This window comes from Clostridium algidicarnis, from assembly GCF_000703125.1.
In the GTDB taxonomy this organism is placed as follows: domain Bacteria; phylum Bacillota; class Clostridia; order Clostridiales; family Clostridiaceae; genus Clostridium_L; species Clostridium_L algidicarnis.
The window spans coordinates 2,039,440-2,061,503 of record NZ_JNLN01000001.1 but is presented as its reverse complement, the minus strand read 5'-3'; the positions used below and the strand labels follow the sequence as shown (position 1 = coordinate 2,061,503).

24 protein-coding genes and 1 pseudogene are annotated in these 22,064 nt (G+C 30.0%); 2 read left to right on the top strand and 23 right to left on the bottom strand.

Features of this window, described 5'->3' with window-relative positions; translation table 11 throughout:
* Nucleotides 1-3: 3 nt before the first annotated feature.
* From kdpF to BV55_RS15705, 16 genes are all read right to left on the bottom strand, one after another.
* Nucleotides 4-81 carry a K(+)-transporting ATPase subunit F gene (gene kdpF, locus BV55_RS15955; protein WP_084170603.1) on the bottom strand — a complete coding sequence of 26 codons (78 nt, stop codon included), beginning with the start codon at nt 79-81 and terminating at the stop codon, nt 4-6.
* A gap of 407 nt (nt 82-488) precedes the next feature.
* Complete coding sequence (locus tag BV55_RS15710; protein ID WP_198023213.1) at nt 489-632, bottom strand: hypothetical protein; 144 nt, start codon at nt 630-632, stop codon at nt 489-491.
* A 40-nt stretch (nt 633-672) separates the two neighbouring features.
* Nucleotides 673-1,608, bottom strand: coding sequence for a metallophosphoesterase family protein (locus BV55_RS14900; RefSeq protein ID WP_029452654.1), 936 nt, complete (start codon nt 1,606-1,608; stop codon nt 673-675).
* A gap of 1 nt (nt 1,609) precedes the next feature.
* Nucleotides 1,610-1,813, bottom strand: a complete 204-nt coding sequence (locus BV55_RS0109820; RefSeq protein WP_029452653.1) for a heavy-metal-associated domain-containing protein — start codon at nt 1,811-1,813, stop codon at nt 1,610-1,612.
* Between the two features lie 144 nt (nt 1,814-1,957).
* Nucleotides 1,958-3,799, bottom strand: coding sequence for an ABC transporter ATP-binding protein (locus tag BV55_RS0109815; protein ID WP_029452652.1), 1,842 nt, complete (start codon nt 3,797-3,799; stop codon nt 1,958-1,960).
* Complete coding sequence (locus tag BV55_RS0109810; RefSeq protein ID WP_029452651.1) at nt 3,800-5,524, bottom strand: ABC transporter ATP-binding protein; 1,725 nt, start codon at nt 5,522-5,524, stop codon at nt 3,800-3,802. It lies immediately after the preceding gene.
* A 134-nt stretch (nt 5,525-5,658) separates the two neighbouring features.
* Complete coding sequence (locus BV55_RS0109805; protein WP_029452650.1) at nt 5,659-6,528, bottom strand: methionyl aminopeptidase; 870 nt, start codon at nt 6,526-6,528, stop codon at nt 5,659-5,661.
* Nucleotides 6,529-6,763: 235 nt separating this feature from the next.
* Nucleotides 6,764-7,291 carry a GNAT family N-acetyltransferase gene (locus BV55_RS0109800; protein ID WP_029452649.1) on the bottom strand — a complete coding sequence of 176 codons (528 nt, stop codon included), beginning with the start codon at nt 7,289-7,291 and terminating at the stop codon, nt 6,764-6,766.
* A 61-nt stretch (nt 7,292-7,352) separates the two neighbouring features.
* Nucleotides 7,353-7,766, bottom strand: a complete 414-nt coding sequence (locus BV55_RS0109795) for a GNAT family N-acetyltransferase (RefSeq protein ID WP_029452648.1) — start codon at nt 7,764-7,766, stop codon at nt 7,353-7,355.
* Between the two features lie 128 nt (nt 7,767-7,894).
* Nucleotides 7,895-8,077: a hypothetical protein gene (locus BV55_RS0109790; protein WP_029452647.1), complete on the bottom strand. Its 183-nt coding sequence runs from the start codon at nt 8,075-8,077 to the stop codon at nt 7,895-7,897.
* A 64-nt stretch (nt 8,078-8,141) separates the two neighbouring features.
* Nucleotides 8,142-8,714: a xanthine phosphoribosyltransferase gene (locus BV55_RS0109785; protein WP_029452646.1), complete on the bottom strand. Its 573-nt coding sequence runs from the start codon at nt 8,712-8,714 to the stop codon at nt 8,142-8,144.
* A gap of 30 nt (nt 8,715-8,744) precedes the next feature.
* The gene (locus BV55_RS0109780; protein ID WP_029452645.1) at nt 8,745-10,109 is read right to left on the bottom strand and encodes an MATE family efflux transporter; all 1,365 of its coding nucleotides are present in this window, start codon (nt 10,107-10,109) and stop codon (nt 8,745-8,747) included.
* A gap of 248 nt (nt 10,110-10,357) precedes the next feature.
* Nucleotides 10,358-11,389, bottom strand: coding sequence for an ABC transporter substrate-binding protein (locus BV55_RS0109775; protein ID WP_035794354.1), 1,032 nt, complete (start codon nt 11,387-11,389; stop codon nt 10,358-10,360).
* Nucleotides 11,390-11,445: 56 nt separating this feature from the next.
* Nucleotides 11,446-12,249: an ABC transporter permease gene (locus BV55_RS0109770; protein WP_029452643.1), complete on the bottom strand. Its 804-nt coding sequence runs from the start codon at nt 12,247-12,249 to the stop codon at nt 11,446-11,448.
* The gene (locus BV55_RS0109765; RefSeq protein ID WP_029452642.1) at nt 12,239-12,988 is read right to left on the bottom strand and encodes an ABC transporter ATP-binding protein; all 750 of its coding nucleotides are present in this window, start codon (nt 12,986-12,988) and stop codon (nt 12,239-12,241) included. Before BV55_RS0109765 ends, BV55_RS0109770 begins: the two co-directional genes overlap by 11 nt.
* A gap of 230 nt (nt 12,989-13,218) precedes the next feature.
* Nucleotides 13,219-13,383, bottom strand: a complete 165-nt coding sequence (locus BV55_RS15705) for a hypothetical protein (RefSeq protein ID WP_198023212.1) — start codon at nt 13,381-13,383, stop codon at nt 13,219-13,221.
* Nucleotides 13,384-13,588: 205 nt separating this feature from the next.
* On the opposite strand from BV55_RS15705, the gene BV55_RS0109755 reads away from it, so the two are divergent.
* On the top strand, nt 13,589-14,449 hold the full coding sequence (locus BV55_RS0109755; RefSeq protein ID WP_029452641.1) for a cation diffusion facilitator family transporter: 861 nt from the start codon (nt 13,589-13,591) through the stop codon (nt 14,447-14,449).
* Nucleotides 14,450-14,660: 211 nt separating this feature from the next.
* Here the strand turns inward: BV55_RS0109755 and BV55_RS0109750 are convergent, their stop codons facing one another.
* The 6 genes from BV55_RS0109750 to BV55_RS0109725 all read right to left on the bottom strand — a co-directional run bounded on the left by BV55_RS0109750 (nt 14,661) and on the right by BV55_RS0109725 (nt 19,817).
* On the bottom strand, nt 14,661-15,170 hold the full coding sequence (locus tag BV55_RS0109750; protein WP_029452640.1) for a GNAT family N-acetyltransferase: 510 nt from the start codon (nt 15,168-15,170) through the stop codon (nt 14,661-14,663).
* A 311-nt stretch (nt 15,171-15,481) separates the two neighbouring features.
* On the bottom strand, nt 15,482-17,140 hold the full coding sequence (locus tag BV55_RS0109745; RefSeq protein WP_029452639.1) for a ribonuclease J: 1,659 nt from the start codon (nt 17,138-17,140) through the stop codon (nt 15,482-15,484).
* Between the two features lie 356 nt (nt 17,141-17,496).
* Nucleotides 17,497-17,868: a DUF5412 family protein gene (locus BV55_RS0109740; protein ID WP_035794347.1), complete on the bottom strand. Its 372-nt coding sequence runs from the start codon at nt 17,866-17,868 to the stop codon at nt 17,497-17,499.
* Nucleotides 17,855-17,977 (bottom strand): hypothetical protein, encoded by a 123-nt coding sequence (locus BV55_RS15895; protein ID WP_278246643.1) that lies wholly within the window; start codon nt 17,975-17,977, stop codon nt 17,855-17,857. The genes BV55_RS0109740 and BV55_RS15895 overlap by 14 nt, the downstream gene beginning before the upstream one ends.
* A 215-nt stretch (nt 17,978-18,192) precedes the next feature.
* Nucleotides 18,193-19,005 (bottom strand): alpha/beta fold hydrolase, encoded by an 813-nt coding sequence (locus BV55_RS0109730; RefSeq protein WP_029452637.1) that lies wholly within the window; start codon nt 19,003-19,005, stop codon nt 18,193-18,195.
* 317 nt (nt 19,006-19,322) lie between these two features.
* On the bottom strand, nt 19,323-19,817 hold the full coding sequence (locus tag BV55_RS0109725) for a hypothetical protein (RefSeq protein ID WP_029452636.1): 495 nt from the start codon (nt 19,815-19,817) through the stop codon (nt 19,323-19,325).
* A gap of 161 nt (nt 19,818-19,978) precedes the next feature.
* Between BV55_RS0109725 and BV55_RS0109720 the strand changes: the two are divergent.
* A pseudogene (locus BV55_RS0109720) lies at nt 19,979-20,719 on the top strand (fused DSP-PTPase phosphatase/NAD kinase-like protein); the annotation flags it as partial.
* Here BV55_RS0109720 and BV55_RS0109715 read toward each other — a convergent pair.
* Nucleotides 20,716-22,041, bottom strand: a complete 1,326-nt coding sequence (locus BV55_RS0109715; protein WP_029452634.1) for an MATE family efflux transporter — start codon at nt 22,039-22,041, stop codon at nt 20,716-20,718. The pseudogene BV55_RS0109720 and the gene BV55_RS0109715 overlap by 4 nt on opposite strands.
* Nucleotides 22,042-22,064: the final 23 nt, after the last annotated feature.

Here is a 22,064-nt window from a genome sequence, read left to right as displayed (position 1 = left end):
TTATTAAAACTTTTCTGGATTGAAAAGTACATAAAATAAATATATAAAAAGTAAAATCATTATTATAATAAGAGCTATCATAATAAACCTCCCTTTATTCTTTTTTACTGCTTATTTGTTTTTCACACCAATTACAAAATAAAAACATTAATAAAAAAAAGCATAACAAAATACTTAAAAATACTAAATCAAGAACCATGCTTAATTCCCTCCTTACTTAAGATATATCCACAATTTTTAATCTTTTCCCTTGGCATAACATCTATTATATATCTTTAAAATTTAAAACTAAACTATGGTTAAATCTTTAAAATAAGCTTATCTACCTTATTAGAGGCAATGAAACAACAAGGGCTATGTATACCGTAGGGATGTTTGATGTTTTCTCGTTTTAAGATAGGTATATAAATATATAAAAGCTACCTTTATCATTTATATAATAAAGGTAGCTTTTACACTGTGTTTTATATTGTTATATCCTTGCATTTCTATATTTTTATATTAGTTCCTACATTAGCATCTTCCATAGTAAATACTTTTTTTATATCTTCTTTAGTCAAAATTAACATTAAATCACTCCCTGTATTTTTTTGGATGCACCCTAGAGGTGCATCCATTATATGGTATAACAACTGTTTTGTAAGTATACTTACAGGTACTTCTTATATTGTTTTATTTGTTTTTTATAATATGGGTATTTATCCACGTATTATTAGTGAATTCTCTAGACTTTATTTCAACTCTATCACCATATATGTTTAATAATAATCCTTGTGAATATTTACTATCTTCTTCGCCTTTTTCTGAGCAAGTGTAGGCTATTGAAGATGTGTTTACCATAGTAAATCCATCTTCGTAAATAGATTTTGGATGATTCAATATATAGTGTGAATGTCCTGAAAAGAGTATACTTTGTGGATACCCTTTTAATATCTCCATTAGCTTTTCATCCTTTAATTCCCCAGATTCACAGCTACCATATACGGTATTGTAAATTGGTTGATGCAAAAATATAAATATAGGTTTATTATCTTTATCATGAACTTCTAATACCTTTTTAAGCCATCTATATTGAGTTTCAGATATTATTGCAGTATCTCCATTAGCCATATCTGAAATCATAGACTCTTCACCACCTAAAGTTATAAAGTGATATCCTTCTATCCATTTATCATAATAAAGAGAAGGCATACCTGTTTTTTTAACAAATCTATCACTTAATTCTTTATCTGTAACTTTAGACTCGGGAAAAACTCCTCTTTCGTAATACTCATGGTTACCAATAGAAATAACCCTTTCTACCTTTGGATCTAAGGTTTTATTTAACAAGTGCATAAACTCATCATACTGAGATTCTAGACCATTGTTTGTAATATCTCCTACTACAGCTAATACTTTAAGGTTTGGCGCTACATTTTTGTAATCATTTAAAGCGCTTTTAAACAAATCCTTTTCTCTTTCATCACCAATATGCACATCGCTTATAACACCTATTTGAAGATTTGGTATAGAATATTTATCCTTTTCCTTACTAGCAAAAACATTACTATGTAGTATAAAGTTAAGTGCTATTAGCCCCAGTATAAATATAAAAACCTTTTGTTTCAATTTAACTTAATGTAAATCCTTGTTTTAAAATTGAACTCTTTATTGCTCCCTTAGTTGCGGGCTCATTATACTGGACCTTTACCTTCCCTGTTCCAGCATCAACCTGAACCTCTTGCACACCTTGTATTTTATCTAATGAGTTTTTGATTTTAGTCTTACCTTCTGAATTCATAACCCCTGACACTTCATATTGAATCTTCTTCATAAAAAATCCTCCTTTGTATTTAATAACTTAAACATATTATTATCAAATACAAAGGATTTTATGTAATAACTATTACATATTTATATATACTTTTTAGTGTCCACAATATTTAAAGGATTTCAGTAATTGCTTCAATTTCTTTTGTTAATTAAACTGGCTATCATAAAGTTTATAATAATATTCCTTTCTTTTTATTAATTCTTCATGTGTACCCATTTCCATTATGCTTCCATTATCAATTACCATAATTTTATCTGCATCTTTTATAGTGCTTAATCTATGAGCTATTATAAAACTTGTTCTACCTTTCATAACTCCTAGCAAAGCTTCTTGTATTTTAAGTTCTGTACGTGTATCTACGCTACTTGTAGCCTCATCTAATACTAATATTGCTGGATTAGATAAAATAGCTCTAGCTATAGATACAAGTTGTTTTTCTCCTTGACTTAAACTTACTCCACCCTCCGAAATAATTGTATTATATCCTTTAGGTAATTTACTTATAAAAGCATCTGCATTAGCCAGCTTAGCCGCACTTTCTATTTCCTCATCTGTAGCATTTAAGTTTCCATACCGAATATTTTCTTTTATAGTATCCGAAAAAAGATAGCTATCTTGGAGTACTATTCCAAAAGCTTTTCTTAAACTATCTTTAGTGTATTTTTTAATGCTTTTCCCATCTATTAGTATATCTCCCTTTGAAACATTGTAAAACCCTGTAAGTAAATTAACTATAGTTGTCTTTCCAGCACCCGTAGGCCCAACTAAGGCAATATTTTCTCCCCTTTTCACATTAAAGCTTATGTCCTTAAGCACATAAGAATCTTCATTATACCCAAAGGTTACATTTTGAAATTCAACATCTCCTCTTACATTGCTTAATACCTGTGCATTTTTTATATCTCTTGGCTCTTCCTTTTCATCTAAAGTTTCAAATACCCTTTCAGCACCTGCTACGGCAGATTGAAAGGTATTAAATATACTTGCTAAGTCATTTAAAGGTCTTGCAAACTGCCTTGAATAGCTAATAAAACTTGCTATTATTCCAACGGTAATTAAATCCTTTACCGCAAGTACTCCACCTATAGCTGCTACAGCTGCAAATCCAATATTATTAATCACATTCATTAAGGGCATTATATAACCAGACCATACTTGAGCCTTTATTCCTACTTCACATAAGTTTGAATTTAAGTCATCAAACTCTTCAATTATCTTATCTTCCCTATTAAAAGCCTTTACCACATGAATTCCAGATATAGACTCTTCAATATGACCGTTTAATTTACCTAAAACCACCTGCTGCTCTTTGAATAATACCTTGGTTCTTTTTGCTATACTATTTGTCATAAATAAAACCAAAGGTAATGTCACCATACTTGCAACAGTAAGAAGAGGACTTAATATAAGCATCATAGTAAAAGCACCTATAATATTTATGAAACTTGACATTAATTGAATTGTGGACTGAGATATGGTAGTACTTACGTTTTCTATATCGTTAGATAATCTACTCATTATTTCTCCATGAGTATGACTATCAAAAAACATCAAAGGTAAACTTTGAAGCTTTTCAAAAAGTGCTTCTCTTAATCTAAATACAATTCTTTGGGATATACCAGCCATTATAAACCCTTGCAATAACGTTATAAAACTATCTATAATATATGTGGATATAAGCACTATAGCTATTATTTTAAGGGTTTTAAAATCAACATAAAGCTTCCCTAAATTTAAAGCATCTACAGCTTTCCCTATTAAATATGGAACTAAAAGTCCAAAAGCTGAGCCTATTATTACAAGAGTAAATATTACTATCAATAGTTTTCTTTCTTTCCCAAAATACTCCCAAAGCCTTATAAGAGTTTCTTTAAAATTCTTTGGCTTAACTACTGGTTGCATACCTCTGTTTCTTTTGAAACTGTTTCCAGCGGGTATATTAGGTTTGGGACTTGTATATGAAGCACTCCTTTTATCTTTCTCCATTTATCTCCTCCCCCTTCCTATTTGTGAGTAATATATATCTTGGTAAACTTCAGAGCTTTTCATTAACTCTTCATGAGTTCCTATACCTACCATACATCCATTATCTAATACAATTATTTTATCTGCGGACATAACTGAAGTAATTCTTTGTGCTATTAATAAACAGATAATATTTTGTGAGTATTCCTTTAACCCTTTTCTTATCTCTCTTTCAGTAGTTAAATCCACCGCACTAGTAGAATCATCTAAAATAAGTATGTTTGGATGTTTAATCAAGGCCCTTGCAATAGAAATTCTTTGTTTTTGACCTCCAGAAAGATTCACTCCGCCCTGACCTAAAATAGTATCATACCCTTTTTCAAAAGAAGTTATAAAATCATCAGCTTTTGAGATTTTAGCTACCATTTGCACTTCTTCTAAACTTGCATTTTCATTTCCCCACCTTATATTATCTAAAATACTTCCTGTAAAAAGTATTGTTTTTTGTGGAACTATGGATATTATCTCTCTTAGAACTTTTAAATCGAAATCCTTTACATCCACTCCATTTACTTTTATGTAACCTGATTTCACATCATAAAATCTTGGTATTAAATTAACTAAGCTACTCTTTCCAGATCCTGTGGCTCCAATTATACCTATGGTTTCTCCAATATCACAGGTAAATGTAATATTTTTAAGAATATCCCCGCCGTTTTTATCATAAGAAAAGTATACATTGTTAAATTTTATTTTTTCATATGTATCTTTTGGCTTTAAGGTATCTTCTTTAACTATTAGGCTGTCTTCCTCTGAAAAGACCTCTCCTATACGCTCTGCTGACGTCCTTGCTCTTATAAACATGTTAAATACATGAGATATCATTATTAATGAAAATAATATTTGTGTCATATAATTTATAAATGCAATTATTTGTCCTACTTTCATAGTTCCGTTATTTACTTTTATTCCCCCAAACCAAATAACTAAAACAATTCCTAAATTTACGGTTAAAGTGATGCTAGGATTTAGAATTGACATAACCTTCATACCCTTTATTGAAGCATCAGTAAGCTCTCCATTTACATCTTTAAATCTTTCCTTTTCATAGCTGAATCTATTAAAAGCTTTTACCACCCTTACCCCAGATAGATACTCTCCCATTACTCCATTTACTTTATCTAAAGCTCTTTGTATGTTTTTAAAAAAAGGATAGCTAACCTTCATATTTATAAATATAAATACAGTAATAATAGGGACTATTGCTATAAGTATGAAAGCCATAGATGGATTAATTAATATGGCCATTATTATACTTCCGATGCACAGTATAGGTGCCTTCACAAATATCCTCATTGTTCCATGAGCAAAGGTTTGTACTTGATTTACATCACTTGTGAGCCTTGTCATAAGTGATGCTGTTTTAAATTTATCTACATTTTCAAAGGAAAAACTTTGTATCTTTTTAAAAAGGTCTCCTCTAAGATCACTACCAAACCTTTGCGATACATTACTTGAAATAATATTTCGTGTTATAGCACATGATGCTCCTATAGCTGTTACAAGAAGCATTAGTCCCCCCAAATTAAGCACTAATGATATATCCTTTGTTGCAACCCCTTTATCTATAATTTTCGACATTATAGTAGGTTGCATAAGATCACAAAGAGTCTCAATAGTTATAAATATAAATGCAATCATATACTTATTTTTATACCTTTTTATATACTTATTCAAATAATCCATTATATCACACCCCAAAATCAAACTCATAATATGTTTAAATAAGAAAAAGGCAGATTTTAGCTGCCTTTTATTTCTTTTATATTTCAAAATCATAGACCTATATATATTTTACACAAGCTATACAATTTCTCTTATTATTTTGCTATTATTTCAATTCCATCTTCTGTTACTAAAATCATGTTCTCCCACTGTGATGAAAGTGATCCGTCTTTTGTAATAGCTGTCCAGTCATTATCCTCATCTATAAATAGCTTATAATCACCTGCATTTATCATAGGTTCAATAGTAAACATCATTCCAGGAACTAAAATCATTCCCTGCCCTTTTACCCCATAATGATATACAAAAGGCTCCTCATGAAATTCGATTCCAACTCCATGTCCGCCAAAATCTTTAACTACAGAAAATCCATTATTTTCTGCATGGGTTTGAATAGCTTCTCCAATATCACCTAAAAATCCCCAAGGCTTAACTGCTTCTATTCCTTTTTCTAAACATTCTTTACTTACCTTAACTAGCTTTCTAGCCTCATCACTTACATCACCAATCATGAACATCCTTGAAGCATCAGAATAATATCCATTAAATATAGTAGACACATCTACATTTATTATGTCTCCATTTTTAAGTATTATGTCTTTACTTGGTATACCATGACAAACTTCCTCATTAATTGATGTGCAAACACTCTTTGGAAAGCCCTCAAAATTAAGAGGAGCTGGTACAGCACCTTTAGATATAGTATAATCATAAACTAACTTATCAATTTCTTCTGTGCTCATTCCCTCTTTAATATTTTCAGCTACTAAATCTAAAATAGCATCGTTAATAGCTGCACTCTTTTTTATAGCCTCTATTTCTTTTGCATTTTTAATCATATCTCTTGTAGGTACTTCATATCCTTCAAGTTCTAGCGAACTTAATCTTTCATCAAAATCTAAATGGCACCTCTTGTATTTGAGTCCACTTCCGCACCAACACTTACTATTTCTATTTAAACTCATATTATCGTCTCCTTAACATAATACAATTCTTTGCTATATATTATTAATTAATAATACATATAACATTATACTCTTTTATGATAATTTTAAAAGTACTGTTTGTATTATATGTTGTATCTATTTTTATGTACTCTTTATATATTCTTTTTCATATAATACCTCTTATTTCCTATTGGACAGTCATATACCAAAAACTTCATATCCCTTTTTAATCTATATTCATTTTAAAGTCTTTCTAATTGCTAAATCTAAATATTAATTTTTCTCCATCAAAAGTTGGGCCACATACACTTTCAAACTTTCCTGAAGTATAATTATTAATAGTTTTATTCCAAAATGACTGAGCCTTTTTATTTAAGGATGTATGATTAGTATGAAGTTGCCATTTACCTTGAAATTTATCAAAAACTTGTTTTGCTGAAATTTCGCCAATATCTTTTCCACGATATGGTCTAAGTAAGAAAAACTCATACAGATAATAATCAATATCTTTAGGTGAGTATTCTCCCGTCGACACTAACGCAAATCCTGCTGGTTTCTTATCTGCAAAAATTATAAAAGGAAAGAGTAGTTCAGGTTTTTGAAACCATATATCTTGCACGTGATATTGTTCTTCCAAAGTCTTTATTGGTTCATCTTCATAAATTCCATATTCATTTGGAATATTGCCATAAATTTCAGATAAATCATATAAATATAGTGGATATAAGTTTTTAATTATGTTTCCACTTTCATTATTTGCTAAAACTAATTCTATTTCCATAATAATTCTCCTTGTTATATTAATTAACTTAATATATCACTCATATTAAAGTCTTCTTTCGCTAACCAAGCTTAGCAAATGCAACTGTTACTCCTTTATCACAGGAAACAAATCCATTTGATTCATAGAAACCTCTCGTTTCTTCAGCATCCTCTGTAAGCAAAACCTTTTGTCGGACTTTGCTATATTTATCTAAAATATCTTTTAAAAGTTTTGTCCCTATCCCTTTTCTCTTGTATGAATCTAATACTAAAATATCTTGGATATATATTATAGTTATGCCATCTCCAACAACTCTAATTAATCCAATTAATTTTTCCTTGTCCCATGCAGATATAACCATTAAGGATGCCTCTATACTTCCCATTAGTTTAGACAAATCCTCTGTATAGCTTGTCCATCCTGCATCTTCATATAAGTCTTTTATATCTTCTCTATTAAATTCATTAACATATTTATATATAACATTATCCATATATTATTTTAGTAGCGCTTATATCTAATGACAAAAGCCACTAAATATTCACTTCCTTTCTGTATTTCTCTAATATCTTGTAAGAATAATATTTTACATTAAATCATAGTAATTTACATTCACACCATTTATAATTGAATTACCATTACTTCTCCATCATAAATACTTAATGGATAAAGCTCTTCTTCAAATCTTGCCTGTAACATAGAATAGCAATTTGAAGCGACATATTTTCCTTGTTCCCTTGATACTGTTAAGTCAGCACATTCTTCCCAGTTTTCCCTGTCTATTTCTTTAAAGATAAGTTTCATTTGTATCTCCCCCAAACTTCATGTACAAGTAAGATTATACCATAAATGGCCTCTATTATAAATCTTACTTAAAGTAGATCCTATCCTCTTCCATTCTATCCACAATAGCTAATGATTCAACTTTCACGCCTAAATTATTTATGGCTTCTCTTCCACCTTGAAAACCTTTTTCAATAACAATTCCTACTCCTACAACTTCTGCTCCAGCTTGTTTTACTATATCAATTAATCCACAAGCAGCACATCCACTAGCTAAAAAGTCATCTAATATAATCACTCTTTCATTAGCCTTTATAAAACTTTTACTTACCATCACATTATAAGTTTTATCTTTAGTATAGGAATGAACCGATGATTTATAAAGATCATTGTCTATATTTAAGCTCTCAGCCTTTTTTGCAAAAACTACTGGCACAAAGTCAAAATATTGAGATGCTATAGCTGCTATACCAATACCTGAAGCTTCTATAGTAACAATCTTATCCACCTTTTCTCCTTCAAATCTTCGCTTAAATTCTTTTCCTATTTCATTTAATAAAACTATGTCCATCTGATGGTTTAAAAAGCTATCAACCTTTAATATTCTTCCATCTCTAACCTTGCCGTCTTGTATTATTCTATTTTTTAATAAATCCATAAAATTCATTCCTTTCGATTAGATACCATATTAGATTTCGTGTTGATTTTTAAAGAGCTTGTCTTTATGGAGTAATATCATGAATACTAAGGTTAAAAGTACTCCCTTAAATACGCTGCTCATGCTTATACTCCACCATATTCCATTTAGTCCAAGCAAATTTTCTGAAGATAATATTTTGGCTGCTGGTACTCTAAGCCCTGTGAATACTATACCTATAATAGATGGGAATAAGGTTCTTCCAAGTCCATTAAATGCTCCTGTAGTAGTTATTTCAAGACACATAAAGAGCTGAGAATATCCAAGAATTCTTAAATAAACTATCCCATATTCTATAGCTTCTTTTTCAGGTATAAAGAATCCAAATATGTACTTTCCTCCAAATACTAAAAGTAGTGTGGCCAGTATTCCAACTACAGATGCCATTGCTAAGGTGTAAAAATATCCTTTACGTATTCTATCATATCTTTTAGCACCATAATTTTGACCAACAAAGGCTCCAAGAGCTGTAGAAAGCCCTCCTGCAGTCATCCATGATACAGCCTCTATTTGGGATCCAACCTTTTGAACTGCTATAGGTACAGGTCCCCATACAGCAATTATTCTTGCTATTAGCATGGAAAACAATGTAAATAATCCATTTTGGAAGGCCACAGGCATTCCAAGCTTCGCTATATCTTTTACATAATAAAAATCTATTTTAGAAAATATATTTATTTTAAATGCATGTTCTTCACTTTTATACATAATAACTAAAAAACAAGTAGTAACTAAAGCCTGAGCCAAAACTGTTGCTATAGCTGCTCCCTTTACTCCCATAACTGGGAATGGACCTACTCCAAATATCAATAATGGGTCAAAAATTATATTAAATATAAGACCTACAGTGTTTATTAAAAATGGTATTTTACTATTGCCTGTACCATTAAATATAGCTGTAAATACAGGGTTTAAAAAGTTAAATATAATCCCCATTCCAACTATGGAAAGATAGCTTTCAGCCATAGATATTACATGAGTATCACCAAGATTGAAAAAGCTAATAAGATTACTTTTAAAAATCACAAGTATAAAGGTATATATTATAGCCAAAATTATATTTATTTGTAGGCTTGTAACTATATACTTTTTCGCTGCCTTCTCATCCTTTTTTCCAACAGCTTGGGATACTCTAACCTCGGCACCAATCTTTGATATTAATATAAATGCCATAGAAAGCCAAGTAAAAAATCCAGCAGTGCCAATAGCCGCTACAGCCTTACTTCCAACTCTTCCTATCCATATCATATCCGTCATATTATAAGCCATTTGTATAAAAGAAGTACCCATTATTGGTAATGCAAGTCTTATAAGGCTTGTACCTATATTTCCCTCTACAAGATCTATTTTTTTCAACTACACCACTCATTTCTTAACAAATTTTATTTCTTAACAATCTTAAGTATATCTACAATAATCTCTTTAAGCAATATCCTATATTTATCTTTTATTTTAATGTTTTTTAAAATTACAAAACTCAATCTACAAATTTTATTTCCTAAGAAATACTACAATTCTATCTTTTATTTAGAACAAAACACCTTTACTAGCTGCAAAAAAAGAGATAGAAATCTGAGTTTTCTATCTCTTAAAAAATGTGTTATCTACTTTTTAATATTTTTTATAGATTCTTTTGCATATTTTGTATTAACAATCTTATCATAGGGAGCCCTTTTATCAAGTTCTCCTGCTGTGTCCATTACATCCATTAACTTATTTAAGCTTTCCTCTTTTAATATAGGATCTTCACACCAAGCATCTACAGACTTGTATCTTTTAACTACCTTTATTAGGTCATCCATGCTAATATCAGTAAAAAATGGTGCTATAGATTTTGCTATGTCTTCTTCACTATGATTTTTAACATATAGTTGTCCTTTGTATATAGCATTTGTGAACTTTTGAATTACTTCTGGATTCTTTTCCATATAATTATTAGTTACACAGTATGCTGTATAAGGTATCTCTCCTGATAATTCTCCTATAGAAGCTAATATATATCCCTTATTTTCCTTTTCTACAGCTGTGGCCGCTGGCTCAAATAACGTTACATAATCACCTTCACCCGCTATAAATACTCCACTCATTACATTAAATTGTACATCAGTTCTTACATTTACTTCTCCTTCTTTAGTATTTTCCCCTACCTTAAGCCCCTTATCTTTTATAACATACTCTAATGTCATTTCAGGCATTCCGCCTTTTCTTCCCCCAATTACTTCTTTTCCTTTTAATTCTTCAAGCTTAAAGTCCTTTTTATCTTCTCTTCCAACTAAAAAGCTTCCATCTCTTTTAGTAACTTGCGCAAAGTTTATAGCATAATCTTTACTCTTTTTATTATAGATATATATAGAAGCTTCCGGCCCCATAAGTCCTATTTGTGACTCTCCTGAAACTAGAGCAGCCATGGTTTTATCTGCACCTTGAGCTGACATAAGTTCTACTTTTAACCCTTCCTCTTCAAAAAAGCCTTCATTAATAGCTACATACTGTGGTGCATAAAAAACAGAATGAGTAACTTCCGCAACCTTTATTTTAGTTATCTCATCTTTTTTAGTGCAAGATGTAAGTGTTATTGTTATTGCTATTGCTAATGTAAATGGCAAAGCCAATGCTATCTTTTTAATAATTTTCATAATGTCACCACCACTTTTTTATAATATAAACCTTTTAATATTTTATTGTAACTTAGTTAATTTCTTTTTTGTTTATATAACTTTTCTATTACATTTACAACTTGATACATAATCAAAGCACAAATTGCTAAAACTACAACACCCATCATAACCAAATCTAATTTAAATACCTGTCCACCATATACAATCAAATATCCTATACCATACCTAGATACTAAAAACTCTCCAACTATAACCCCAACCCAGGACATTCCTATATTTATCTTTACTATATTTATTATATTTCCAATGTTTGAAGGTAATATAAGCTTTCTTAGTATTTGACCTTTTGTAGCTCCAAAGCTTTTTAGCATTTTAATCTTTTCCTCATCTGCATTTATGAAATGATTATATGCAGATAAAATAGTTGTAACTAATGAAATTGTTATTGCAATTACTACTATACCTTTTATACCAGCCCCAACCCATACTATAAGAATAGGTGCCAGTGCAGTTTTGGGTAATGCATTTAAAACAACTAAAAATGGATCTAAAATTTTAGATGCAGTTTCAGACCACCAAAGCATTATAGCTATTAAAATTCCGAGTATGGTCCCTATAGTAAATCCAAATACAGTTTCTAGTACCGAGATCCCTATATGTTTAAATAGCTCACCAGTTTTTACGTATTTTAGAAAAAGCAAATATATATCACTTGGTTTACTAAATAAAAAAGTATCTATTACATTAACCTTTGCCAGGACTTCCCAAATTAATAGACATATTATAAGAATAAAAATTTGCCAAAATAAAATCATTCTTTTTTGTCTTTTTTTATCCTTCAAAAAGCTTTCATAAGGGCTCAAATCTTTATTTTTCATAAATATCTAGCTCCTTCCATAAAACATCAAAATAATCCTTAAACTCCGGTGCCTTCCTTGCAGATAAAGGAGTTTTATCCCCTTCAACTGTAAGCTTAATATCATGTATAGACTTTATGGTTGAAGGCCTTCTAGACAGTACCCCTACAAAATCTGCCATGGATATTGCTTCAGATATATCATGTGTAACTAATATTGTAGTCTTCTTCTCATTTTTTATAATTTTATATATATCATCGCTAACTAAAAGCCTAGTTTGATAGTCAAGGGAGGAAAAAGCTTCATCTAAAAGCAAAATATCTGGATCCACCGCAAGAGTCCTAATTAAAGCTACTCTTTGCCTCATTCCTCCAGACAGCTCTTTTGGGTACCTATTTCTAAATTCCCAAAGCCCATAATTTTTTAAAAGACCTTCTATCCTTTTTTTATGGTTATTATCTAGCTTTTTTTGTATCTCAAGTCCAATAGTTATATTATCCATTATAGTTCTCCACTCTAAAAGATGATCTCTTTGAAACATATAACCTATTTTACCCTTAATATAAACTTCTCCAAAGTTTGGTTTTAAAAGACCGCTTAATATATTAAGAAGTGTTGATTTACCACAACCTGACGGCCCTAATATAGCCAAAATCTTACCTTTTTCTACAGAAAAATTTATATTTTTAAGCACATTTAATTCACCTTCTAAAGTGTAAAAGTCCTTATTAATATCTTTAACATCTACCATTATCTCCATAAACTCACCTCCATAAAAGGTCACAGCTAAACCTAAATTTAACATAGGCGCCTTTATACTATATTATCTAACTCTAATATAAAGTGTGATTAATTCTTTTGAAATATTTATTCTATCATGTTTAAAATCAGAAGCTATATTAAAACATAAAAAGTTATAGGTAGAAACTTCCACCTATAACTTTTATGCTATTTTAAAATATAACATCCATTAATAATTACCCTAACATATTATTTAACATTATTATCTGATTTACCTTCAAAATTTAAATTCTTGTTTACTTTGTCTAAATAATCTACTTCTTGTACTATGTTGTTTTCAAAACTTTTCACAGCATTTCTTGTATAACGTCCTATTCTAACTACACCTTTACCATCTGTATTTAGCCTTTTCATAAAATCTCCTCCTTTTTATATAGTTTCAGCTATTTTTCAAAAAACATACTAGAAAATATATATCTTATAATTATGAATGTTTCCCACAGTAGTTTCATTATCATTTGATAATAACTTGTACCCATTATTACATATCATATGTCTCATTTTAAGGGTTCTATCATATAATGTGAGTATATAAAATTATCAATTAGGAGTGAATTAATTGGAAAATGCTAAACTTGGAACAAGAGCCTCCTTAATCACTATTTTAGTAAATATAGTTCTTTGTATATTTAAAATGCTAGCAGCTTTTGTCGGCAAAAGTAGCGCAATGCTAGCCGATGCTGTTCATAGTCTTGCTGACATATTAACAACAGTTATGGTTATAATCGGTCTTAAAGTATCAAGTAAAGCAGCGGATACAACCCATCCATATGGTCATGAAAAATTCGAGCCCATATTTGCAAAAATTATGAGTTTTATATTAATATTCACTGGAGTCTCTATAGGCTATAAGGCCTTAATGGACTTAATATCAGGAAATCTAAATTACCCTGGTAAAATAGCATTAATTGCTGCTGCAGTTTCTATATTTGTAAAAGAACTTATGTATTGGTATACAATAAAGATAGCAAAGAAAATAAAAAGTGTTGCCATGGAAACGGACGCTTGGCACCATCGTTCTGATGCATTATCCTCTATAGGTACATTCTTAGGTATATTAGGTGCAAGAATGGGATTGAAAATTTTAGACCCTATTGCAGGACTTCTCGTAAGTTTTTTAATTATAAAAATTGGTATAGAATATTACTTAAAATCCATAAATGAGCTAGTGGACCACTCTGCAGAAGATAATATTGTAAGACAGATTGAATATATAGCCTCTAATGTTCCTGGAGTTATTAATATTGTTAACTTAAAGACTAGATACTTTGGAAATAAAGTATATGCTGACATTGAAATATCTGTAGATGGAGATTTAACTGTAAATGAGGGGGATAAAATAGCTGAAAATGTCCATGGGTTAATTGAAGATAATATTTCAGACATAAAACACTGCCTAGTAAAGTTAAAACCTAAATAATAAATTGATATTTATAGGTGGACTCGGTATTTATGGTGCATATATAAATAAAAAGTATACAGGCACTTGGCTTAAGATTCATAGAATAGCAGCTTTTACACTAATAGTTTCTATAATCATACACGTTATATAAAAGGTAGCTTTTTATTGCAAAAAACACCCTATAGGATACACAAATAAAGAAGTGCATCTATAAGGTGTTTTGATTTAATTATGCTGCTATCTTCAAAAATTCTTCCATAGAAAGAGTATACTGAATTTGCTTTGAAAATTCTTTATCTTTTGTAAACCCTATTTTCTTGAAAGCTTTTGTGGATCTTTTATTTTCGTAGCTTATTTTGGCGATTACCTCATCTACTCTCCAATTAAAAAATGCGTGTTTTAATCCTTCAAAAATAGCTTCAGGTCCAAGTCCTTGACCCCACTTTTCTCTATCACCAATTACTATTACCATTTCTGCTCCACTAGGCTTTGGAACAAGTCTCAAAAAACCAATAGGTTCATCTTTTTTTGTAGTTACCATGAAAAAGCTACCATCATTATTAAATAAATGAGTAAGGATTGGCATATTAGTATTATGTATTACTTGTTTAATACTTTTACAGACGTTTTGTCCTTCATTTAAATATTCGACCACTTCTTCATCCTCCAGCCAGTCAATAATCTTCCATGCATCATTAGTAAAGACTTCTTGACGTAACCTTATATTATTAACCTTCATTTTTATATAACCCCCATAAAATAATAAAAACCCTATTATAGGCAAAATTCTCGCCCTTAATAGGTTTCGACTAAATACTTATAAAGCATACCATCCTAATACATTTATGACAACCATTGTATCCTGCCCTTTTATGGGGTAATCTAAGTTTACTAACATTTAAATGAGGATGTCTTTAAAAAAATACCTATTGCTCCTTTAAGCTAGCTTTTTAGATATAAAAATTATAAATCAAGAAGTACCTTCTTAACAAAACCCCACCAAATTAATTTGATGGGGTTTACTTGAATTAAATTTAACTTTTCTAGTCTCTATATTTCCATAATAATAGGTAAAATTATCGGTCTTCTTTTTGTCTTTTCATATAAAAACTTTTCTACAGCCTTTTTCATATTTACTTTTAGGATATACCACTCAACTACCTTATTATCAAGGCAATTTTCAAGTTCTCTTCTAGCAATTTCTTTAGCTTCATTAATTAAGGCATCTGACTCCTTTACATATACAAATCCTCTTGTTATTATATCTGGACCTGCAATTATACTGAAGGATTCTTTTTCTATAGTTACAACTATTGTAAGCATACCATCTTGAGATAAATATTTTCTATCTCTAAGAACTACATTACCTACATCTCCAACTCCAAGGCCGTCTACAAATACAGACCCTGTGTGTACCTTTCCTGAGATCTTAGCCTCTTTTTTAGAAACTTCTAAAACTTCTCCTGTTTCTAAAATAAATGTGTTTTTCTCATCCATCCCAAGGCCTTGAGCTAGCTTTGTATGATGTCTTAAATGTCTATATTCACCGTGTACAGGCATAAAGTACTTAGGTCGAATCAAAGCATGAATTAATTTTAGTTCATCTCTATATGCATGACCTGATACATGTACCTCTTCTAAATCTTCGTAAATTACCCCAGCACCCTTTTTAAATAATTGATTTATAACTTTATTTATCATTTTAACATTACCAGGAATAGGTGAAGCTGAAATAATAAATAAATCTTTTGGTTCAATTTCAATCTTTCTATGAGTACCAAAAGCTATTCTAGTAAGAGCTGCCATAGGTTCTCCTTGGCTTCCTGTAGTTATTATTGTTACTTGCTCATTAGGATACTTTTTCATTTGATCTAAAGTTATTACTTGACCTTCTGGTATGTGTAAATATCCAAGTTCCATAGCAAGCTCTGAAATATTTTCCATACTTCTTCCACTAAAAGCTACTTTTCTACCGAATTTAATAGATGCATTTACTATCTGCTGCATCCTGTGTATATTTGAAGCAAAGGTCGCTACTATAACTCTTCCCTTAGCATTAGATAATATTCTAGTTAATGTATCACCTATTGCCTTTTCTGAAATGGTGTGACCTGCACGTTCCACATTAGTACTATCAGCCAAAAGCAATAACACTCCTTGCTTACCTAATGCAGAAATACGTTCTAAGTCCATAACCAAACCATCTATAGGTGTAAAGTCTATTTTAAAGTCTCCAGTGTGGAATATTACTCCGACTGGCGTATGAACTGCAATACAACAAGAATCTGCTATACTGTGAGTATTTCTAATAAATTCTACCTTTAAATCTTGTAATTCAACTATATCTCCTGCTTCCACCACATGAAGATCACAATCTGAAAGTATATTGTGTTCTTTTAATTTGTTTTTAACTATGCCCAAAGTTAAATTTGTACCATAAACTGGTACGTTTATTTGTTTTAAAATGTAAGGTAATGCTCCAATATGATCTTCATGTCCATGAGTTAAAAAAATACCCTTTACCTTTTCAGAATTATCCACTAAATATTTTACATCTGGAATGACTAAATCCACTCCATACATATCTTCATCTGGAAAAGATACTCCACAATCTATAACCATTATCTCATCTTTATACTCAATTGCTGTTATATTTTTTCCTATTTCCCCAAGTCCGCCTAATGGGATAACTTTTACACTATTTTCCATTATTATTAATTCCCTCCGTTTCTCTATAAGGATAGTATCTTTCTATTATCTTTCCTTACAATGTTCAAATTAATTCTTTTTACTTTAAATTTTCAAAACCTTTAAAATACAGTACTTTTCATAAAATAATTTATTTCACTACCTTTAAGTATATATAAATGTTTTATCTAAATTTCTATAATTAATTTCAATATTTATTCTTATAACAAATATTATAAGCTATATTTAATACAATATATGATTTTTTCATACATTATAATTTCATTTTAACATTAAATCATCTTTTATACACCAAATTTATAATAATTCAACAGTGTTTTAATTTTGACCCCTCTGACACCTCAAATGATTCTAAGCTATTTGTCTACTCTCCAATCATATTTGCCGTTAGGTAAGTTTATCTTATGACCATTAATTATAACAGTATCATCATTATCCCAAGTAATTTCAGAAACATTAATTTTATATTCCCAATAAATATTTCTTGCCTTCTTATTTTTATTATTTATTATTAATTCGCCTCTCACTGCATAATCTACTGTTGCACCGCCATTACAAAGATATGTCCTAATAACATATCTTCCATCTAGAGATGTGGAACTACTCAAATATTCGCCAGTTGGTAAATTACTCATATTATCCAACGGTGTATTTTCAGTTCTAAAAAAGGTTATTGCTATAACAATAGAAATTATTACTACACCAAAAATTATTTTAATTTTCTTCATAAATAAACCTCATAATATTATTATTTTTTCCTAATTGCTGATATTTTTCTTCAATCTTTAAATCGATCTCACCATCGGTTAAGTAATCAAAATCTTTGAATTTAAACACCTGTATTCCTCCTTATAAATAAATTGTAATTTATTTATCTATTTTAAGTAAATTATAACATATCTTCCATACCCTTTTATTAATTTTCAAATGTTCAGGCCAATTGAACTTAAAGCATAAAAAGATACCGTATTATTCACTTCTAGATAATACGATATTTAAATGAATTATTAACTTTTAATATTTTCATTAAAACATTCTATGTTGCAAAAACTTTATTCTTCAATAAATTTCATCAATTCTTCATTAAATTTTTCTCGCTCATCATAGAATGATCCATGACCACTGAATTTAAATGGTACAAGCTTTGCATTTTTAATACATTGTTTTTGTACTTCTCCTAGCTGGAATGGAACAACTTTGTCATGAATGCCGTGAATAATTAAGGTTGGGACATTTATTGTTCCTAGATCATAAAATAGCACTTCATTTAACCAAGTATTTGCAATCTCGGCAGTTGCCCACCCTGCTGCCTGTAACCCCAATTGAAATAGCCAATCAGATAATGGTTTTGTTATATATTGAAAGAAAAATATATCTCCAAAATCCCGCAACATTTTAGGACGATCAGTGTATGTTCCCTGGATAATTTTGATTATGTCCTCTTTTTCTAAACCATACGGGAAATTTGGGCGCTTGATAAGACTAGGAGCTGCTGCTGCAAAAAGAGCAAGTTTAGATACTCCGTATCCTTTATGTCGGGCCATGTATCGAATAGCTATAGCTCCTCCAGTTGAATGTCCTGCAAGTGTGAAATCATGTAATTCTAACTCATCAACCACGCATCTAACATCGTTTGATAATCGATCGTAGTCATAACCTCTATAAGGCTTATCCGAGTTTCCGAATCCTCTGATATCTATTCCTATGCACCTATATCCCCTCTTTGGAATCTGGTCAAATTGATATTCAAATAAATTATGACTACCAGGCCAACCGTGTATAAAAAGAATTGTATTCTTTCCCTCCGGATTAAGATCCTCTATATAAATTTTTACATTTGGTTCTACTCTAACATAGTATCCCAATTATAACCTCCAATTAATAAATAGCTATGTTAATATATTATTCACGTAAGTATAAATTTATGAATATTGATCCTAATTCTTAAATACCTTACTATTCAATTTCCAAACCTCCTTACTTTGTAATATCTATATGAATCTAATTACTTTTTTATTGAGGCATAAAAAATATCGCAAATTCATTTCTGAATAACGCGATATTTTAATATATTATTTATTTTTGATTTTTCATTTAGTCAAAAAATCTATTTTAAGCTTGGAGCATATTTTTTTAATGCTTCTTCTCTAATTGAATTTTGATGATCAAATTCTGATAATACTTAATTAGCATAATCAGAATTTGCATTTTGTAAAGATTTCTTTAAACCGTTACCTTCATTTTGCAAAGGAACTTTTCCATAATTAACACCTGTTATTAGATAATATGGATCTGTTTCTGATTTTTTTAGAAACAATAAATAATCGTTATTTGTTTTCATTAATTCGTATCCAGCAATGTTATAAGTCAAATTTTCCTTTTTATTGTATGCTGTATTTTCTAAAATTATAATTTCTGTTCCTGAAGTAAATGAATTTCCACTTATAACTTTCTCAATTAAAAAATTAGACAAAGTATAAGAGATATCAATTCGACCTTCTTGATTATATATAATTGTTGGCTCTTCTTGATTAATCTTTTTACCAACCACAATAATATCTGTATTATCCTCAACAGAATTTAAATCAGGAAATTCATCAATTTTTGCATCTAAGACTAAGTTTTGACCAAATAAATGGTCTTCCATACCATTATCAGTATCAAAATAACTTTTCATTCATAATATAAGGTGGAAGCTATTTTCTATGGAGGATATATATGTACAACTGTCCCTATTTTTATAATATGATGAATTTAAATAGATATATTCAGATGAACAATCAAATGAGATTTGAAAGTATGATGAGATCTATTGCACAAGATTCTCATATATCCTTAGATAACAACAATATAAATCTTATTTTGGACTCACAAAATTACTATGGTATACCAAAACATTTTCGTAAATCTACTAATATGTTAAATGTCGAAAGTAGCAAAGAATTAAATCTTAGTGGATTAAATGCATTAAATATTTCTGGTAGCAAGCAATTTTCAGAATACAATTTGCCTCTTGTAATAGACAGTATAGGCACTTCATTGCCTATAACAATTATTGACCTTAGGCAAGAATCACACGGATTTATTAACGGAGCGCCCATTAGCTTTGCTAATGCTAAAAATAATGCTAACATGGGTTTAACAAAGGACGAAGTAATTCTTGATGAATACAATAGACTAAATAGTATTAAATTAAACGTTCCCATTACTTATTATAACCATAAAAATATAACTATAGTTCCAAAAAAAGTTGAAGATGAAGATCATCTTGTTACATCTAAATCACTATCATATATTCGCATCCCTGTTACTGATGGTAAGATTCCTACAGATGATATGGTAGATTATTTTGTAAGTTTTGTAAAATCACAACCTAAGAATACCTGGCTTCATTTTCACTGTAAACAAGGTATAGGAAGGACTACTACTTTCATGATTATGTATGATATGATGAAAAATGCTCACCATGTTACAGCTGATGATATCATAAAAAGACAACTACTATTAGCAAATTTTGATGAGGGTCAGATTAAATCTTTTTATAATAATGAAAGAATTATTTTTTTGAATAACTTCTATTTTTCCTTTGATTTTTTATAAAATGCCAGTGTTAAAATCAAGGCTAAGCCCTCTGCAAAGGGTACTGTAAGCCATACGCCATTTAATGCAAATATATTAGGTAAAATAAATAATCCTAGTAATATAAATACTACTCCTCTAAGAAGGGATGTAATTGTAGCTATCATAGAGTACTCAATAGCTTGGAAGTAACTTCCCATAACTATATTTACTCCCATAATTATAAAAGCTACAAAGTAAAGCTGTATTCCCTTTGATGTAATCTCCATAAGTTCTAAATTTTCTTTATTAAAAAGCTCTACGATTTGTCTTGGGAAAGACATTCCAACTGCAAAAAATGCCACCCCAACAAATAATGCAAAGGTTATTGCCATCTTTAAAACCTTATTAACTCTATCCATTTGATTTGCCCCATAGTTTGTACTTATTATAGGCTGACTAGCCTGGCAAATACCTGTAAATATAGCTACACACATTAATGATATGTTTGCAATTATGCTGTATGCCGATATTCCTATAGTTCCGGTTATATCTTCTAACACTATGTTGAAGGCAAATATTACTATTCCAGATGAAATTTCTATTATAAAGCTTGGGGTTCCATTTTTTAATATTCTTTTAAATGTATGTGTTTCAAGATTTGTCTTTACAAACTTCAAGTTACCTCTACCTTTTATAAAGTGGAAATATATTAATATAAATAAACTTGTAATAGATCCAGAAATAGTAGCAAGTGCCGCTCCCCTCATACCTAAGTGTAATACTAAAACAAATAGTGCATCTAAAACTATATTAATAATTGTTCCAATAATACTACTCCACATAGCAAGCTTTGGTGCGTTATCATTTCTTATAAATACCGACAAAGCATTTACTATTAGAAAAGAGAAATTAAACATTATAATTATACTTAAATAATCTTTAACTAAATTAAAATTGCTTTCTGTAGCACCTAGAAATATGCATAGGTTGTCTATAAAAACACTTCCTAAAATAGTAATTAGTGCTCCAAATACTATTGCCATTATCATAGATTGAGTGAATATTTCATCTACCACATGGAACTTTTTCCGTCCTATATTTATAGCCATAACGGTGGCTCCACCTACTCCTGAAAGTAGCCCTAATGCAAATATTACATTGTAAACAGGTAATGCAATATTAAGAGCTGCAAGTCCTTCGCTTCCTATTCCCCTTCCTATGAATATAGTATCAAATAAAATATACATAGATGACATAAAAGTAGATGCAACGCTTGCACCTAAATATCTTAAGAAAAGTTTAAATATATCATCTTGTAAAACGTCCACCTTTTGTTTCATTCCTTGTCCTCCATAAAAAAAGT

What these genes read in the sequence shown, in the direction of transcription:
- BV55_RS0109770 (WP_029452643.1), bottom strand. Translation starts at nt 12,249, where the DNA reads ATGAAAAATAAAGATTTGAGCCCTTATGAAAGCTTTTTGAAGGATAAA.
- BV55_RS0109815 (WP_029452652.1), bottom strand. Translation starts at nt 3,799, where the DNA reads ATGGAGAAAGATAAAAGGAGTGCTTCATATACAAGTCCCAAACCTAAT.
- BV55_RS0109740 (WP_035794347.1), bottom strand. Translation starts at nt 17,868, where the DNA reads ATGAAGAAAATTAAAATAATTTTTGGTGTAGTAATAATTTCTATTGTT.
- BV55_RS15705 (WP_198023212.1), bottom strand. Translation starts at nt 13,383, where the DNA reads ATGAAAAGGCTAAATACAGATGGTAAAGGTGTAGTTAGAATAGGACGT.
- BV55_RS0109750 (WP_029452640.1), bottom strand. Translation starts at nt 15,170, where the DNA reads ATGAAGGTTAATAATATAAGGTTACGTCAAGAAGTCTTTACTAATGAT.
- BV55_RS0109820 (WP_029452653.1), bottom strand. Translation starts at nt 1,813, where the DNA reads ATGAAGAAGATTCAATATGAAGTGTCAGGGGTTATGAATTCAGAAGGT.
- BV55_RS0109775 (WP_035794354.1), bottom strand. Translation starts at nt 11,389, where the DNA reads ATGAAAATTATTAAAAAGATAGCATTGGCTTTGCCATTTACATTAGCA.
- BV55_RS0109810 (WP_029452651.1), bottom strand. Translation starts at nt 5,524, where the DNA reads ATGGATTATTTGAATAAGTATATAAAAAGGTATAAAAATAAGTATATG.
- BV55_RS0109725 (WP_029452636.1), bottom strand. Translation starts at nt 19,817, where the DNA reads ATGAAAAGTTATTTTGATACTGATAATGGTATGGAAGACCATTTATTT.
- BV55_RS0109790 (WP_029452647.1), bottom strand. Translation starts at nt 8,077, where the DNA reads ATGAAACTTATCTTTAAAGAAATAGACAGGGAAAACTGGGAAGAATGT.
- kdpF (WP_084170603.1), bottom strand. Translation starts at nt 81, where the DNA reads ATGATAGCTCTTATTATAATAATGATTTTACTTTTTATATATTTATTT.
- BV55_RS0109800 (WP_029452649.1), bottom strand. Translation starts at nt 7,291, where the DNA reads ATGGAAATAGAATTAGTTTTAGCAAATAATGAAAGTGGAAACATAATT.
- BV55_RS0109805 (WP_029452650.1), bottom strand. Translation starts at nt 6,528, where the DNA reads ATGAGTTTAAATAGAAATAGTAAGTGTTGGTGCGGAAGTGGACTCAAA.
- BV55_RS0109795 (WP_029452648.1), bottom strand. Translation starts at nt 7,766, where the DNA reads ATGGATAATGTTATATATAAATATGTTAATGAATTTAATAGAGAAGAT.
- BV55_RS0109785 (WP_029452646.1), bottom strand. Translation starts at nt 8,714, where the DNA reads ATGGATTTATTAAAAAATAGAATAATACAAGACGGCAAGGTTAGAGAT.
- BV55_RS0109745 (WP_029452639.1), bottom strand. Translation starts at nt 17,140, where the DNA reads ATGGAAAATAGTGTAAAAGTTATCCCATTAGGCGGACTTGGGGAAATA.
- BV55_RS0109715 (WP_029452634.1), bottom strand. Translation starts at nt 22,041, where the DNA reads ATGAAACAAAAGGTGGACGTTTTACAAGATGATATATTTAAACTTTTC.
- BV55_RS0109765 (WP_029452642.1), bottom strand. Translation starts at nt 12,988, where the DNA reads ATGGAGATAATGGTAGATGTTAAAGATATTAATAAGGACTTTTACACT.